The organism is Trinickia symbiotica (genome assembly GCF_003028655.1).
Classification (GTDB): Bacteria; Pseudomonadota; Gammaproteobacteria; order Burkholderiales; family Burkholderiaceae; genus Trinickia; species Trinickia symbiotica_A.
In genome coordinates this window covers 155,537-172,743 of the sequence record NZ_PYUC01000014.1, presented here as the reverse complement: position 1 = coordinate 172,743, position 17,207 = coordinate 155,537, and the positions used below count along the sequence as shown (strand labels likewise).

The 17,207-nt window shown below is 57.0% G+C and carries 7 protein-coding genes; 5 read left to right on the top strand and 2 right to left on the bottom strand.

Annotated elements, in window-relative coordinates:
• The first annotated feature begins 119 nt into the window (after nt 1–119).
• Both C9I57_RS25215 and C9I57_RS33695 read left to right on the top strand, forming a co-directional pair.
• Complete coding sequence (locus tag C9I57_RS25215) at nt 120–9,029, top strand: neuraminidase-like domain-containing protein (protein ID WP_107153304.1); 8,910 nt, start codon at nt 120–122, stop codon at nt 9,027–9,029.
• A gap of 3 nt (nt 9,030–9,032) precedes the next feature.
• Nucleotides 9,033–9,422, top strand: coding sequence for a nucleotidyltransferase domain-containing protein (locus C9I57_RS33695; protein ID WP_107153303.1), 390 nt, complete (start codon nt 9,033–9,035; stop codon nt 9,420–9,422).
• Between the two features lie 26 nt (nt 9,423–9,448).
• On the opposite strand, the gene C9I57_RS25205 is transcribed toward C9I57_RS33695, so the two are convergent.
• Nucleotides 9,449–10,963: a tetratricopeptide repeat protein gene (locus tag C9I57_RS25205; RefSeq protein WP_146166261.1), complete on the bottom strand. Its 1,515-nt coding sequence runs from the start codon at nt 10,961–10,963 to the stop codon at nt 9,449–9,451.
• A gap of 1,238 nt (nt 10,964–12,201) precedes the next feature.
• Between C9I57_RS25205 and C9I57_RS25200 the strand changes: the two genes are divergently transcribed.
• Together C9I57_RS25200 and C9I57_RS32515 are read left to right on the top strand one after the other, a co-directional pair.
• Nucleotides 12,202–13,788, top strand: coding sequence for a hypothetical protein (locus C9I57_RS25200; protein ID WP_107153301.1), 1,587 nt, complete (start codon nt 12,202–12,204; stop codon nt 13,786–13,788).
• A 52-nt stretch (nt 13,789–13,840) separates the two neighbouring features.
• Entirely contained in the window at nt 13,841–14,860 is a 1,020-nt protein-coding gene (locus C9I57_RS32515; RefSeq protein WP_146166260.1) for a hypothetical protein, read from the top strand.
• Between the two features lie 538 nt (nt 14,861–15,398).
• Here the strand turns inward: C9I57_RS32515 and C9I57_RS25195 are convergent.
• On the bottom strand, nt 15,399–16,139 hold the full coding sequence (locus C9I57_RS25195; protein ID WP_107153322.1) for an SDR family NAD(P)-dependent oxidoreductase: 741 nt from the start codon (nt 16,137–16,139) through the stop codon (nt 15,399–15,401).
• A gap of 121 nt (nt 16,140–16,260) precedes the next feature.
• Here C9I57_RS25195 and C9I57_RS25190 point away from each other — a divergent pair, with 121 nt between their 5' ends.
• Nucleotides 16,261–17,151, top strand: coding sequence for a LysR family transcriptional regulator (locus tag C9I57_RS25190; protein ID WP_107153300.1), 891 nt, complete (start codon nt 16,261–16,263; stop codon nt 17,149–17,151).
• Nucleotides 17,152–17,207: the final 56 nt, after the last annotated feature.

The following is a 17,207-nucleotide window of genomic DNA, read 5'->3' as shown; positions in this document are numbered from 1 at the left end:
CTGCACCGCGACTTCGGGATTCGCTGCCAGTTCTTCCATCGTGTACACCTGTCCATTAAAGTTGTTAATGGGCACGATGCTCGCGTCAGAACTCCTGCGCTTCAAGGCGCCTTTGCCGGGTGCTTACGCTGTTCGGGCTCTTCTACCAAGGTGTTCCGGCATCCCTCAACTCGGCGCTTGGCGCGCTGCCCGACTCTGGCATTGATGCAACGTTCATCGCTCAAGTGATGAATGGTGTGTTGGCTCACTCACGGGCCTCGCTCGAACAGGTGCTCACCACGGCGATCGCAGCTAACGTCTTATCCGCTTCGTACGCCGCCGTTCAAGGCGATGAGCTGAACCGCATCGACGCATTGCGTACCCTGCAGGTAGCTAAGACGCCATACATCCGTGGCAAGACGCCTTTGGGTGATCTTCTTGCTGCTGGGAATGTGACGGACTCGGTTAAGACGGCGTTCGTAACCGCCTACGCGTCGAACGGCGGTCAGCTCGGTCCAACATGGAAGGCGCTTCGCACCGATAAGAGTCTGCCCGCAGACGAGCTCGCCACACTAGAAACGACGCTCAGCCTTGGCGAGCTGTTAACCGGGAATCTGCCGCTCGTCAAGGACACGTTGAACCGCCTATCGCAGAAGACGCTCGCTGGCGTGCAACAGTTAGCGCTCCTCGACGAGAATGACTGGATCGCGCGCATTACCGAGCTCGATCCGGATGCGACCAGCATCTCGCAGGTGCTGCCGGCCGACACCGCACAACAGCGAATCGCTCGATTCGCTAAGGCACTCACCGCGCGCTTTGCCCGCCGGTATCCATCCGTCGCATTCGCCGGTGGGTTGACCAAATCCGCTGCATCGTCATTCAAGGCGAAGCCAGAGCTGATCGAGTTTCTGACAGCAACAGCGAACTCGACTTTCAACATCAGGCATAGCAACATCGATCGATACATCGCAACCAACAAAGTAAGCGTCTCAGCCGACGCTCTTGGCTCGTTGAAAGCGGCGCAACGACTCTACCGAATTTCGCCGGATTACGCGTCGGTGGAGGCGTTGCACTCAGCTGGATACACATCGGCGCAAAGCGTATATTTCAAAGGCCGCAGACCATTCCTGGCCGAGATGACGCAGAGACTTGGGAGCGCCTCATTCGCAAAGATGGCCTACGCGCGCGCCCAGATGACTTACGCGACGGCGCTCATGGCGTTCGGCCGCTATAACTTACAGTTCAACGGTCTCGGCCCAGCATCGATGCAATCGGCTGTGCCCGATCCCAAGCTGCTTTCCGGCTTCCCGGATCTGCAGGCGCTGTTCGGGTCACTTGACTATTTTCAGTGCGACGACTGCCAGTCAGTCTACAGCCCGGCGGCCTATCTAGTCGATCTTCTGCAATACCTAAAAGGATTCAGCGGGAACGGCGGTGGTGTGAGTAACGCGCGCGATGCCTTGTTCCTGCGGCGACCTGATATTCAGTACCTCGCACTGAACTGCAACAACACGAACATCACACTGCCTTACATCGATCTGGTCAACGAGCTGCTCGAGGGAGCAATCACGCCACCGGCGACGCCGGTGACGCTTATCGAAACCATCGGCACATCTTCGGAGCGCCGTGCGCTACCCCAGCAGATATCGCAGATCGCGTACGATCTGACGGCGAAGACGGTATTCCCGATATCGCTACCGTTCGACCTCCCGTTCGCTCAGACGACCGCGTATGTTGCCGCGCTCGGAAGCACACGGGCCGCGATCCTGTCATTGTTCGCCGGCAGTCCCATTTCAGCTGTGCTCGCGCCGAGCATCGCTGCTGCTAGCCTTGGTATCAATCCGGCGATGCAGAAGGTTATCAATGGCACTGATATGCACCAGGCCTGGGAATGGTGGGGATTCGCTCAACATCCCGCCAACGTCATCGATCCTAAGACGCGCACGCCGTACGTCCCGAACCCTGTCGACTGGGTGGCGGCCCTCTCGAAAGTCCCGCTGCTGCTCAATCGTGCGGGTCTGTCGCTGCAGCAACTCTACCAGCTCCTTGAGACGATCTGGGTCACGCAATCGAGCGTGACGTTGAAGCTTGGTACGACGACAACAGGCGGCGTGCAGATTGTCGAGTCGGACACCGATGCAATGGCGTTCACTGGTCTCACGGCTGATGTCCTCAGCCGTGCGAACCGATTCCTCCGCCTTTGGAATGCTAGCGGGCTCCCAATGTGGGAACTAGACTGGGCGTTGGAAGCGGCTGCGGCCGGAAAGCTCGATGACAGTTTCATTGTGTTCCTCGAGGGCGCGATGAGCGTACAGAAACGGCTCAAGCTGGCGTTTCAGGAAGTACTCACGTTCTGGATGCCGCTCCAGACCCGTGATGTAATAAACCATCTCGGTGATGAAGATACGATTGTTCCGTCTACGTATAGCGAGGTCTTCCGCAATCCGGCCGTCCTAGCAAGCTGGAGCTCCATTTTCTCGCCGGTCGGTCAAAACAAGATTGCCGGCGCGTCGAATACATCGCCGATTTCGATTACGACCGCACTGCCGCACCGCTACAAGAAGGGCCAACGGGTGTCGATCGTCGGAGCGCTTGGTAATACTGCGGCCAATGGAACATTCACCATCACAGTCACGGGCCCGACGTCGTTCACCCTAGACGGGTCGGCGGGCAACGGGCCTTGGACAAGCGACGGCATCGCGACCGGTCTGCTTTCAGGAAACCCAATCTTCAACACGCCGCCGACAACGCCGACCGCGGAACAGAACGCAATCGCGAGCGCGCTGGCTTTGAGTGCTGACGACATTTCGGCGATCCTAGCGTTCACAGGCGCCTCGAAAACCCTATCGCTCGACACGCTCAACGTATTGCTGCGGTACCAGCGGCTGGCCAATGCCCTCGCGCTCGATATTCCTAGTCTTATATTGTGGGTCCAGCTCACCAAAGGAAAACCCTTCGGCGGAGCGCCAGCGGACACGCTCGAATTTTTGCGGCGTTTAGCAGTGCTTCAGGCCACCGGGATTGCTGTCCGCGATCTCGACTATCTGCTCCGAGCCCAATCCTCGAATCAGAGCTCACTGACATTTACATCCCTTCAAGGAACCACGGTACTGCAAGCAATCCGTGACGCGATCGCTAAGCTGCCGGGAGCCACGACGATTGCAATCACGGGTGCCTCGAACGCGACGCCCATCACGATCACGACGGCGAAGGCCCATGGCCTAAAGACGGGCACCCAACTGACGATCATCGGTGCGCTGGGCAACACGGCCGCAAACGGCACATTCACGATCACGGTCACGAACCCAACCTCGTTCACTTTGAATGGCTCCGTCGGAAGCGGAAATTGGACAAGCGGGGGCGTTATCAATGTCCCGACCTACGACGCGACGGCAATTCAGACGATCTTTATCACAACTCTTGCGGCGGCAACCGGAACAAGCGCGAATGTTGTCTCGCCGGTGCTTGCGCAAACGGGCGTTCTGCCGCTCGACTCCAAGACGATCGCGCTGCTCGTGGCTCAGACGCCTTCGGTCGACCCATCGCAGTTTCCGGCATTGATCCGGGCCTTCACGTCCATTGCCAAGTCGGCCGCGCTGTTCGCGGCGCTAAAGCCGACCGAAACGACATTCACGTTCGTGATCCAAAACGCTGCTGTATTCAATTGGCTTGATCCAAGTGAACTGCCGATCACGTCGCGGGACGATAGCCCCTACGACGAATTTGAGGCTCTCCTCCGTTTGCTCAAGCTCAATCAGCGGCAGCCAGCTCGCGCGCCTAAGATGGTCGACGTCCTCGGCAGTTGGCTTCCCCCAAATCCGCTGCCGCCAGATCTGGCAACGGCAATTGCTGGACCGTCGCTCAGTATCACGGCAGCATCTAATGCCTCGCCGATTGCGATCATCACGGCATCAGCCCACGGTCTGCAGACGGGTATCCAAGTGGTGATCTCACATGTGACCGGGAATACGGCTGCGAACGGAACATTCACCATCACTGTAACCGGCACATCCTCTTTCACGCTGAACGGCTCGGCGGGAAACGGTGCATGGGCTGGCGGTGGCGTTGCCAACGTGCCGGGCTTGGCAGTAGCGCTAAACGCCAGTGTTGGCGACGTCGCATCCATTGCGAACGCGCTTGGCGCCAAAAACCCAAGTTTGACCGCCGGCAGCCAACCCGGGTCGCTTGCCGATGTTGCCATGATCGCGGCAATCGCTGCTGCTCTGGACGTGGCGGCGCGCTACGGCATGAGTGGTCCGACGCTGGTTCAGTTGTCGTCAGATACGGCTACGGCCGACACTGCAGCAGCTGCAAGGGGAGCGCTGCAAGCGCAATACGCACAGAGCGCGTGGTTCGCCGCCATTCAGCCGGTTGAGGATGCGCTCCGCACGAGCCGTCGCGATGCGCTGGTTGCCTATCTGCTCGGTCCCGGAGCCGCGACGTCTGCGCCGCTCTTCCTGACGGCCGACGATATCTTCAACTACTACCTTATCGATCCGGAGATGTCGGCGTGCGCTCTCATGACTCGGCTACTCCAGGCCTCGCTGGCTATCCAGCAATTTGTACAGCAGTGCTTCCTGAATCTCTTTTTCTTCTCGAGCAATGTGACGATCGACATGTCGAATGCGGCGTGGAACGAGTGGTCGTGGAGGAAGCAGTACCGGCTGTGGCAGGCGAATCGGGAAGTATTTCTTTACCCTGAGAACTATGTGCTCCCTGAGCTGCGCAAAGACGCATCGTCGTTTTTTACGGATCTCAAGAACGACATGCAGCAGAGCAGCTACACAGCGGACACTGCTGAAGCAGCGACGGAGAACTATCTGCGAAAGCTGCTTGGAGTCGCCCGGCTGCATGTGGCCGCTCACTACAACGAGACCAAGGCGGATGGATCGACGGTGCTGCACGTTTTTGCGCGCACGAAGGCGGCGCCAGCGCAATGGTATTACCGCACGCGCACGTCACATACTTCAGGAACCGGCAGCTGGAGCGCATGGCAGTTGCTCAACCTCGATATTGCGTCGGACCATCTTATCCCCGTCATCTGGGATCGGCGGCTCCACCTGGTGTGGCCCATTTTCAAGCAGATATCCGAAAAACAGACCGATCAAACGGTACCGTCCAGCGGTGGTGGCGGTCGCTCTTCGGCCCCCAAAAAGTTCTGGGCGGTTCAGTTCGCGATGAGCGAGTTCAGCGCCGGGCAATGGCAGGCCAAGCGGACCATTGGCGAGAAGCTCTACTTCAATTCGGAGGATCCTCCAATCGCATTTTCTTTCCGGGCATCCGAGGACAGCTCGTTTAACCTGCAAATACAGGTCTACCTCGTCGTGATGCTGCAGGCAATCGATGTGGCGTTCGCCGTCGATGAAGCAATCGGTTCAGCGATGGATGGAGGGGCGCTGCGCGTGATTGATACATCAGGCATGTCGACGATCGTCGCCAAGGCGACGCTTCCCCTTCCGGAATCAAGGCTTACTGTGACGGAGGTGCCGGCGCTTCTTCCACGCCAGCAGTACATCGATCCTAGTCAAGAGCCGACGTACGCTTTCGTTGCGACCCAGACCATGTGGGGCAGCTTGGCCACCCCATTGCAATACGGTACGTCCGGTCAGGATTTGGTTTACGGTGACTACACGCAGAACACATCCGGGCAGGTCGTCCCATTGAATGTCCTATGGCTCAACGGCTACAAAGCGCCGGCCACGAGCGTCGAGCTCTTAGGAACGATCGCTGACCCTCGCATCATAATCCCGGTACAGGAGCCAGTGTTTGACTCCGCGGATCCCTTCTTCGTCGCCGATCGCACTCGGACCTACCTCGTCGTGCCCGAGTACTTCACGGTTTCGAGCTCGCCCCAGGAGCTGTTCAGTCTCAATTACGTGGGCCAGTGGCAGACGCGCTACGTCTTTGAAACTTTCTATCATCCCTATGCGAGGACATTCCTGCGCGAGCTGGAGATTGGCGGCATCTCCCAACTGATGTCCCGCAACCTTCAGTTGAACCCACAGGCCGTGCGAGGCTGGGCGCCCAGTTTCGATTTCAATGCGCTCTATAAGCCGCAACCGCCGGTCGCGGCGCCGTACCCGGGCACGTCTGGCGCACCCGACCCCGGCGAGACGTCGCTTGACTTCGCACCGGGATCCTCCGGTGCGTATTCGCTCTACAACTGGGAGGTCTTCTACCATATCCCAATGTTCATGGCGTCGCTGCTCCTGCGGAACCGGCAGTTCAAGGATGCGCTGACATGGCTGGAGTACATCTTTAACCCCACCGACAACAGCGGGGGACCGTCGCCACAGCGTTTCTGGCAGATGGCGCCCTTCAACGCCATGAATTCCGCGGACTGGATCAGCCAGCAGATCCAGACGCTACTTTCGAAGCTAGCTGCCGACTCGCAGCAAGGCATCAGTGATCCCGCAACCACGGCTGCGATCCAGAACTGGATACAAGATCCCTTCGATCCGCATGCCATTGCCAGCCTGCGCATTTCGGCCTACGGCAAGGCCACAGTGATGAGGATGCTCGACGTATTGTTGGGTTGGGGCGACTGGTATTACGGAGGCACGCAGTACACCGTGGAAAACGTGAGTCAGGCCGAGCAGCTTTACATCGTCGCGGATATGATTCTTGGTCCCAAGCCTGACGCGGTGCGGGCGCCGAACAGCCAGTCGAACTCAGAGCCGGTTACGTACGCCGCGCTCAAGGACATCGACGCGTTCTCTAACGTGCTCGTGCCAGTCGAGAATCTCGTGGTTGCACCGGAACCGCCATCGGCGATTGTGCAGGGCACCGCCGACACGGCATCACCCCCACAGTTTCCCGCCTTGGGGAACACGCTGCTTTTCTGCATTCCACCAAACGAACAGCTTCTCGCTTACTGGGAAAAGGTCGCGACGCGTCTCTATAACATTCGCCATTGTTTGAACATTCGCGGTGTCGCGCAGCCGCCGGCCTTGTACGCACCTCCGCTCAATCCGCTCCAACTGATCGAAGCGGCGCAAGGAGGAGAGGGAGTCTCCGGCGCGACCCAGGCGGCACCAATCTACCGCTTTTCAACATACTTGCAAAAAGCGATCGAGCTGACGAATGACGTTCGCAACTATGGCGCTCTGATCCTGTCGGCGCTAGAGAAACAGGACGCTGAGACGCTGGAGACCCTGCGTGCAAACCAGGAGCTCGACATCCAGACGCGAATGCTCGACGTCAAGAACCTCCAAGCAACCGAGGCTCAAGATCAAATTTCGGCGCTTCAGAACCAGCAAGCAGTGGTACAGATCCGCTATAAGTTCTACTCGAGCATCGCGTTCATGAATGGCTACGAGACGGCAGCGATCGCCTTGCAGGGATATGCGCTCATTGCCAACGGCTTAGGGGTAATCCTCGACATGGCATCAGGGGAAGCGCATCTCATCCCGAGCTTTTCGATTGGCATCGCCGGCTTCGGCGGCAGCCCGAACGTCTCCATGAGTTTCGGTGGCGAGAATATCGCGGGTGCAGTTGCTTCACAGGCCGGCGTTGCCCGGGGGATCGGCGGCCTCCTGTCACAGGCGGGAATGATCGCCAGCACGATGGGCAGCTATCAACGTCGCATGGACGACTGGAACTTGCAAGCGCAGCTGGCCTCAGCGGAATTGACGCAGCTCGGCAGTCAAATTGCAGCAGCGACTGATCGCCTCGACATCGCAAACAAGGAAATTTCGATTCAGAACGCGCAGATCTCCAACGCCCAGGCGTTGAGCGACTTCCTCACGAACAAATATACAAACGCGCAACTGTACAACTGGATGATCAGTCAGCTCACCACAGTCTACGCGCAGGCCTACCAACTCGCGTTCTCACTTGCGCTGCAGGCAGAGAACGCGTTCCAGTATGAGCTGGGCAACCATGATAGCTTCATCGAGTTCGGCTATTGGAACAGCCAGCACAGCGGACTCACGGCGGGAGACAGCCTCCTGTTTGACCTGCGTCGCATGGAGTCGCAGTATCTTGCGGAAAATAGCCGAGAGCTTGAGCTGACGAAAAACATATCGCTGGCAATCACGAACCCAACCGCGCTCGTGATGCTTCGAGAAACCGGCTCCTGTCAGATCACACTCGACGAAGCAGCGTTCGAGTACGATCATCCGGGCCAGTACTTCCGACGGTTTCGCGCGGTGGCGCTAACTATTCCGTGCGTGACCGGGCCGTACACCGGCGTAAATGCCACGCTGAGCCTTACGAGCGCTATGGTCCGGACAAAGCCGCCCGACGCCTCATACAAATCGCAGAAAGCGACCACCGCGCCGAACGACCCGTCGGTGATCGTTTCACCCATAGGACCAGAAGGCACGGTAGTCATTGCGACCAGCAGCGGTCAGAACGATCCCGGCCTCTTTGAGGACAATTTGAATGAGGAGCGCTGGCGGCCATTCGAAGGGCAAGGCGTCATCAGCACCTTCAATCTTGTGCTTGATCCTCGCGATAACAACTTCGACTTCGCGACGATTACCGACGTCGTTATTCACATCCGGTTTTCGGCTCGCGGAGGAGGCGATCTGACTGCCGCTCAGAACGTCCGTGCTGCGTTGAAGCCGCAGACTGCACGATCGATCCTCATCAGCACGAGAAGCACCTTCGGCGACGCCTTCTACACCTTCTTCAATCCCCTTGACACCACCGCCACGCAGGAATTGCTGACCCTGCCAATGACGGCCGCGGTCTTCCCGTTCTCCAATCTCGGCAGCGTAAAAATCGACGCGATCACGTTCTATGTCGTTCTCTCGGTTCCGGCGGCAGGCAACACCATCGCTGCCAATTTTGGTCCGTCCGGCGGAACGTCTTCCGCGCTGTCTCTGGCGCCAGCACCGGGACAGACGTCTACCGGCGATGCGATTGCTGCACTCACGGCGACCGCGACGCTCGCGCCTTCGCTCGCGGCTCCGCAGACGTTGGTGCTGACCGTGCCAGCCGCGAGCGTGTCGCCGGGACTAGCGATCACGGTCGCTGGACAGACGCGACTCGACCCATCAAAGATTGAGGACATTCTGTTGGTAGCAAATTACTCGATAGGCTAAGTCATGCTGACTGAGAATGACATCATGCGAATCTCGCGACGCGTCGCAGACGCGTATGCGCCGCTCGTCGTCGGGACCTTCGGGTCCTATGCGATCGGATCTGCCAGTGAGCTAAGCGACCTTGATCTCTTTCTAATCCTCAACGGCTGTGAGCGTTCGGATGCCCGGGTGCGAGCCGCGAGGCGGCTTCTATTTGATGTGTTGCACCCGTTGGACATCCACGTCTTCACACCAGAGGAATTTGAGGAGTCGGCCTATGAGGAGTTATCTTTCACATGGGTAATCGCAAGACAAGCGCGCCTATATCACTGGACTGATGCCGCGGTCCAGCAAGTACCATCCCTCTTGCCTCGCGCCGCGCTGCGACAGGAGGTGGCACGGGCGCTAATCTGAATAGCCGTTCGTGAGATACGATCGGCTCAGTAAACAGGAGCAAGAAGTTTGGGAGCGGCTTCTCCAACGTTCGCGTCGATGCTTTGGCGCTCGCAATCCGGTGCGCCGCCCGTGGCGTTCAGTCGCGCCTTTCGTGCATTCGCGAGCTGCGTTCCCGCTTCGCTTTCGAACTGCTTCTCCTCGGGAGACAAGCAGCCCTTCGACTCTAGAATCGAACCAGCCAGCTGGTCATTGCTGCACATGGGATCGTCGACGTGCGCATCTTTCAAGGCATTGACCATCGAGTTCAGAAGCGAATGTCGCGGCTTGAGCCCACTCCCAATCGTCAAATTTGCCTTGTTCTCAAAGTAATCTGCGCGCCGCACCTGCGGCGAGTCTGCAAGAAGGACCGCATCGAAAGCATCTGTCGCATCTGGCTCGTCGCCCAGTTTCATAAACACTTTCGCAAGATTCACATATGCTTCCGAGTACGTTGGATTGATTTCCGTTGCGATCATTAAATAACTGGATGCAAGGTCGAGGTACCGTTTCCGTCCGTGCCGGTCAACACCGTCTGCTTCCGTGGCCAGAATGAGTGCTTGTCTGCCCGCCGCGTTATTTGCGAAATCGGACCTCGGTCGGTAGCTCAGAGCCTGTTGGAATGCTTGTAGAGCCTGTTTGTCGCATCCCTGCTCGCTGAGTCCTATCCCCCAATTGTAATACGCCCAGAATAATGTTCTGTCTTGGCGGACCGCCAATAGAGATTTCGTTACTTCGCCAGCATAATTGTGTTGATCTTCATCGATCTTTGAAAGAGCAAGCCAGCTCCATTTATGGTAACGGACATACGCATCGTCCTTTAAAACTTCGTGGAAAGCACTCGTCGTCTCCTCGTAACCGCATTTGCTTGACTTGTAACACTCTTTTCTGTCGCGTGTCGCAAGAGCGGAAGCATAGATGAATTTATTGTGTTTTTTCATAACAACAAGGGCTGCAGCCGAAAGTGCGCCGAGCGGTGTTTCCACCGCGGGAGTCGTTTCGTCGTCCACATCCGAGGAAGGGTCCGTGATATAGACATGTACCTTGTAGCCCGTCTTGTCCTTTATCAACGAGCTGCGGATAGTCACGTCGCCAAAGTGAATCGACTGCTTTGTATATTGGATTATGCTCTGCAGCGAAATGCCCGTGCCCGGCACGTCGACCACCGGCTCCGGCTCGTCAGCCTGCACCTGGTCTTTGATGTCGCCTGGCATCGTCTCGCGTGCGTCGCTGACAACCTGTTGGAGCTTGGTGACCAATGCCCTTTGCGCCGCAACGTCGGTTAGGCCGATATCGACGAGCTCCTTTGGGACAAAAATCGGCTCAACCAATGTGCGAGCCTTCATGTTCATCGCGACGACGAAAAGTGACCAAATCAACAAGATCGGGATAACCGCTTTAGTGACATTGCCGAGCAAAACGACGAATCGGCTCTCCTTCGGCTCCGGCGTCCCAACTTTGGCAGGAGTACGATAGCAAGAAAACCAAGACAGCCGGCGACGACTACAGTTTCTACGCATCATGCGACTCAATCCGCCACACGAATGTGCACTGCAATGAAGCGTTCGACTAATCACACTCGAAGCAAATTGGTTAGCTTTGCTAGCGCCTTGCTTTTCGAGCCCCGGAAAGCCACTGCATTAGAGCATGTCAGCCTCAAGGATAGGTCGCCAGTATCGATTTATCGGACATTCTTGCATCGTGACATACCGGTGAACTACCTGCGAACTCGATCGATTCCAACAGGTGCGCGTACCTCGGCGCCGCTGCCTGCGCGATGTTGACCTGCCACCTTCGGTAGGGCCGACCGGCTTCTAGCAAAGTCCTTTCAAACCAATTCCTGGAAAGCGGTAGGAGCATCCGCAGTTGACCCAGTAGAACTCTCCGACGATGAGGCTATCTGTTGCGACCATGTTCCCTCCGATGTGCGATTGACTCTTGGTCAGCATACTTAAGTCGCGGCGCCAGCCTCGTTTGGTGTTCAGAACCGCGTCGTGTAAGGTGCTCGCGATTGTTCCAGGCGGACTACTGATTTTCGGCGGTGCGCATTACAATGTTGGAAGGGGACAGCGGTGAAGGAAGCAGAGTTCGAAGTGAACTAAACACGGCATTTACGTGAGTCTCGGCCGGAACTGGGAGGCGATTTTAAACAACGACGGCAGAAGCTCTACGCGCGTCGGAAGACTTGGCGATGCGGCGATTTACTTGGCTCTCATGTGGTCTCCAAACTCCGAGGCAGATGCAACCTTGTTTTTGTCCGTCGCTGCTCTCGCAATGGATCTATATCAGTATCAAGCTTGAGGCGGAGAGAGTAAAGGAAGCATTCGGCACATCGTGAGCCATCACGCATCATCCGCATGTCATTCATCTGTGCATTCGCGAAATCGTTCGTGTTCGATGCTCGCGGCATTTTGATTTAAAAACGCCTGGCGCGTGCGCCGGAAAAACTGCTCTTAGGTGACTGAAACGGCTCAGTGCTGCCGTGGCGGAAAAGGGGACTGGTGGGATCATGGGCAGGTTGTGTGGGGCAAGCACGTAGTCGACGCTGCCACATTAGCTGTTGCGCGCCCTGTTCGGCGCGGGTATGGCATGCGCGGTTGTTGATCGACGGGAAATCCTGCAGGAAGCCTGAAAAGCGCTTAGGGCGATTACGTCAGATATCGTCGGGCGAGCATGCCGATGCGACCTGCGTCGCAATGCTCCTTGCTCGCTGAAAACCTGCCTTCTGTAAAGCGAAAGGCTGTCGGCTCGGAGGACACGAATGGCGCATTTCACTGCGGATCCTGACTCCTACCACCCGATCATATACATCCGTGGTTTCGCGATGAATCAATCGGATATCGATGAAACGACAGCCGATCCGTTTTGCGGCTTCAACGTCGGGTCAACGGTCTTTCGGGCGCGGCCGCTTCCAACACCTCCCGCGCGATTTGTGTTCGAATCGCCGCTCATGCGGCTCATCTCCGATCATCACTACGCGAACGTCATCACGCAGGGTACTGACCTGGCCACCGCTGGCTACAACACGCAGATTCCCCGGCGCTCCATTGTCGTTCACCACTACTACGATCAGGCTTCGGCGCTGCTCGGCGACGGCCAGACCCCTCCCATCACGAAGTTCGCGGAAGACCTTGCGGTTTTGATCGAGCACATGCAAGGCCTCATCGAAATCGGACCCAACGGATACGCGACGCGGGACGACTTCAGGTGCTATCTCGTCGCCCATTCCATGGGCGGTCTCGTTGCCCGCACCTTTCTGCAGAATCGTGCGGTCGACCCGAAAAGCCTATATAAGAAGGTGCTGAAGCTATTCACCTATGCGACTCCGCACAACGGGATCGACATACTGGGGACAAACGTTCCTTCCTTCCTAACTCCACATGAGATCGACACGTTTAACCGCGACAGGATGTCCAAGTACCTCGATCTCGTTCAGCGGTACCTAGCGACAAGATCCGTTGCATGGATGCCGGAGGGATGCCTTGCCGCAAGGAGGATCTTCACACTAATTGGGACCAACCGGCAGGACTACGAGGTCGCGTTCGGTCTGTCGAGGACGTTTGTCGGCAAAGGCAGCGACGGGCTGGTCAAGATACAGAACGCCGATCTCGCCGGCTTCGATAACTCGGGCACTGTTGAGCCGTGCGCCAAGGCCTTTGCCTTCCGCAGCCATTCCGGCTTTTTTGGCATCGTGAACAGCGAGGAGGGCTACCAGAACCTTCAGCGCTTTCTCTTCGGCAACTATCGAGTGGACGTCTGGCTCGACGTGAACGACGTGACGTTGCCGCCGGGCTGCCTTGCCGATGCCGACGCGCTGAACAGGTTGGATGCCGCATACCCCGTCGAGGTACTTGTCTCACTGCGCAACAAGTCATGGTATCTCACGCGCCGTGTCGCCGTGGAAGACTCCGCAGCCGTCTTCGAGCACAAAGAATTGCGTCTGCCCGGCAGACCAAAGCCTGCAGTATCTAAGCTGCTGTCCACCGTGTTCATGGCGGACTGGGGCAAGAAAAATCCAAGCGATCCGACGGTTGCGTATCGCCTCGCGCTCAACGTCCTGATGCCTGATTTTCAGGTCAATGGGGCTGACGCCTCGGACGGCCAATATGAAGGCAGTAAGATTTTCAGTGGCGCCGCGATCATCGAGCTCACAACCGACGTTTCGCCATGGACCGCGAGATACTGGTGGGAAAGTGATTCTCCAGGATCAACCGCGCCACCTGTGCAGCGCAACCTCGCGCTCACTCCGGTCAACTCCACCCAATTCCGCACAACCATTCAGGTAACGAGCGGCCACCCGGTCAACTTGGACGCTCAGTTGCGCTTCGAAATCAGTCCATGGAAATAGGGCTTGCGCTGCGCATCGCTCGAATCGCCTTGCGCGTCTCCGGGAGGTTCAAGTGAATGACGCCGATTATTTGCTGTCCGAGCAACTGAGTGAAAAACTAAAAGCTCTAATAGCCAGAAAGCAGGATTCAAATAGCTACGCGACACCCTACGAACAAGCCACCGAGGTACGAAACGGCGGCCGTTCGCCCCCAGGAAAAATCGGTGAACAAAAAAATGCCGATGCATCTCGCCGTCTTAAGGGTGTTGACATAATTGTCACATTGACGCAGTTGATTGCAAGTGCGAGAATTGCCTCTCGGCACACCAAAGACATTCTGATACTTTTCGGTTCATATCTTGTACTCTTATTAATTGTAATCGCTAGTGCGATAGTGGCTGGCGTGCAAAACGATTTTTTGCATTCGGTTGTCGGAGCAACTGGGTTAGGAGTTTTTGTTACTCTGATACGTCAAAGTTACGAATTGGCCAATAAGCGATTGAGTGCGGTGGATCTATTTGCAGGCGAAGTTGTTAGCATCGGTAGAGTGTTTGCGGCTGGAAACATAATCGGTGCCTTTATTGGGTTATACCTACAAACAGGCACTGGGAGGTGGAGTCCGACTGGGTTTGGGGATGTTTCCAGAAAGGAGAATTACTTTACGGTTTTTGAGAAAACAGTTGACGGTCTAGGCCCTCTCGGTCCTGAAATCGTTGGAAATATTGCCTCCTTCTATACATTCATGAAAGCGGCTCGCGACGCGACCGGTGTTATCGGCCTTTGGGCAAGCGAGGGGTATCATGTTTTTCAGGTCCGGGCTGATATAATTGACATTGTCTATCTTTGCTTTTTGCAGATGATACATGGCCGCCGAGCTTTGTCTGCTTTAATAGAAGCGAATCGCGAAAAATCGGTTGCAGAAAATATATTCGTTGGCGTTGAGTTGCAGTGTTTTGGATTTCTCTATAATGTGCTCCCGCCCACGGACTATAGGTACGCAGTGATATCGGCCAGAAGAAAAGGCTATTTCGATCTATCTCGAGAGCACGGCTATACCGAGCTTTTTTCAAAAATTGACCGCAATGGTCGATAGTCTGGATCCGTCCGCAGGCGGTTTGCTGCCAGGTCCGTCGGCGGACGAATTGGCAGGCCGCCAATGAGCGATAGCGTTGATTCGGGACGTACGAGCACAGTGAAGAGGGCGCCGCAGGCGGCGCCTATTCGGCCCGGTTTCATGGCGGGGCTCCACGCGGATATCGCGAGCGGGGCCGCCTACCCGCGAAGATCTCTTCGCGTTCGACGGCCACTCGTGTCGCTTTTTGTCTTGGTGCTTCATCCCACAAGAGGTTCCTAATTGGGGTCGGAGAAAGCTGCTACTGCTTTGGCGCGAAATTAGGCCAGTCGCAAGGCACTCTGCGATATTCGACAAGACTTCTATGGCGCGGCTTGGCGTAGTCTTTGATTTTTCGACATGCGCCGTTGCATTAACTGTGGTGCCCTACGGTAGATGAACGCATAATCTGAGAAAAACGGACCCATATGTTGAGAAATTTATGGGTCCATTTTCTTGGTTTCGAGAAGAGCTCTACGGCTACCCAGAGGCAGTTCGAAGAGGCGAGTAGCATCGGGCCTCACACCTGCCCAATCCCCCCATCATTCATTAAATCCGCGCCCGTCATATAGGAACTCTGCTCGGAAGCCAGGAAGAGCGCTGCATTCCCCATCTCCTCGGCCCGTGCAAGCCGGCCAAGCGGGACCATGCTCTTGTACATATCGATCAGATGCTCGCGCGGCGCCGACTGAGCATCGAGAATCGGCGTGTCGGTGACACCAGGGCTGAGCATGTTGACGCGAATGCCGCGATCCCTGAATTCTGCGGCCCAGGTGCGGGTATAGGACCGCAACGCGGCCTTGGTCGCTGCGTAGGCGGTATGGCCCGGAATCCCCATGAGGTGCATGGCCGACGACACCAGGATGATTGACCCACCACCCGTCATCATCGGCAGCAGCTTCTGCACAAGAAACACCGGACCGCGCGCCATCAGATTGAACGCCTTGTCGAAATGCTCCGGCGTGATGGCGTCGATCGTGGCCTGCTCCGTATAGCCCGCGTTCGACACGATGATGTCGACGATACCTTTTTCGGCCTTGACCGCCGCTGCGACGCGATCGAGGTCATCGAGATCCGCGGCGTCAGCCTGGATCGCAGTGACGTTGCGTTCGATCAACTTGGCCGCCTCATCGAGCTGGGCCTGCCGACGGCCGAAGATAAAAACGTAAGCGCCTTCGGCAACGAATCGTTGTGCAATGGCCAAACCGATACCTGTTGTGCCGCCGCTGATGACGGCGACCTTACCTGCGAGCGTGGACATGAAATCCTCTGTCTCTTCATGGATGGAACAGGCATCGTAATTTCGACCCAGAAAAATGATAATCGTCGCGATTGTCATAGAATTTATTCGCCACGGGAATATATCGCGGAGGAGAAGCGCAATGGACCGATTTCATGAATTGAGCGCCTTCATCGCCGTTGTCGAAGCGGGGGGATTTTCCGCTGCGGCGCGGAGAACCGGCGAGTCACAATCCGCCATCAGCAAGGCGATCGGCGCGCTGGAAAAGCGTCTGGGGGTGCTGCTGTTCAACCGGAGCACGCGCAGCGTGACACTGACGGATCAGGGACGGAACTATTACGAGCGAACCAAGCCGCTGTTTGAGGAAATCGAGGCGGCCGACAGCGAACTGAGCAGCAGCACGCAGAATTGCTGCGGCCTTGTTCGTATCGCCGCTGCCGCGACATTCGGCCGCCTGCACGTGCTTCCGCTCATCCCTGAACTGCTCGCCCGCCATCCCGGTCTTCAGGTCGATCTTGTGTTGTCCGATTTCGCGCGCGATATGGTGGATGACCGGATCGATCTCGCGATCCGGGTGGGTGTTGTCAACGAACCGGATTCGATAGTGAAGCGAATTGCCAGCACTCCGTTGATCTGTGTCGGATCGCGTCGTTATTTCGAGCAGCACGGCATTCCGAAAGATCCCTCGGAACTGGTCAATCACAATTGCCTGGTCTATGGCGGGTTGCTGGAATCAGCGCACTGGCCATTTCACGGGCCTCGCGGCAAGTTCAGTGTCCCGGTGCGAGGCAACTTGTCGTCGAATAGTGTCGAGACACTACGATCGGCCGTGCTCGCGGGAGTGGGCATCGGTCTCTTCACAAAGCTCTCCCTAGTCGACGAACTCAAGCATCCCGACGTCATGACTGTACTGGATGATTTCATTCGGGACGCACGCGATGTCAGCATCGTCTGGCCGACGCGCCGTTTTGTGCCTCCGCGCGTGCGTCTGGTGACTGACTATTTTGCTGCCGAGATCCCGTCGCGTTTGTAGAGGCTCGACACCGCGACGCGCTTCAAACGCAATCCGGATGTTGCGGATGCGCGATA

Coding starts and splice junctions, on each gene's coding strand:
- C9I57_RS33695 (WP_107153303.1), top strand. CDS start 9,033: ATGCTGACTGAGAATGACATCATGCGAATCTCGCGACGCGTCGCAGAC.
- C9I57_RS25205 (WP_146166261.1), bottom strand. CDS start 10,963: ATGATGCGTAGAAACTGTAGTCGTCGCCGGCTGTCTTGGTTTTCTTGC.
- C9I57_RS25200 (WP_107153301.1), top strand. CDS start 12,202: ATGGCGCATTTCACTGCGGATCCTGACTCCTACCACCCGATCATATAC.
- C9I57_RS25195 (WP_107153322.1), bottom strand. CDS start 16,139: ATGTCCACGCTCGCAGGTAAGGTCGCCGTCATCAGCGGCGGCACAACA.
- C9I57_RS25190 (WP_107153300.1), top strand. CDS start 16,261: ATGGACCGATTTCATGAATTGAGCGCCTTCATCGCCGTTGTCGAAGCG.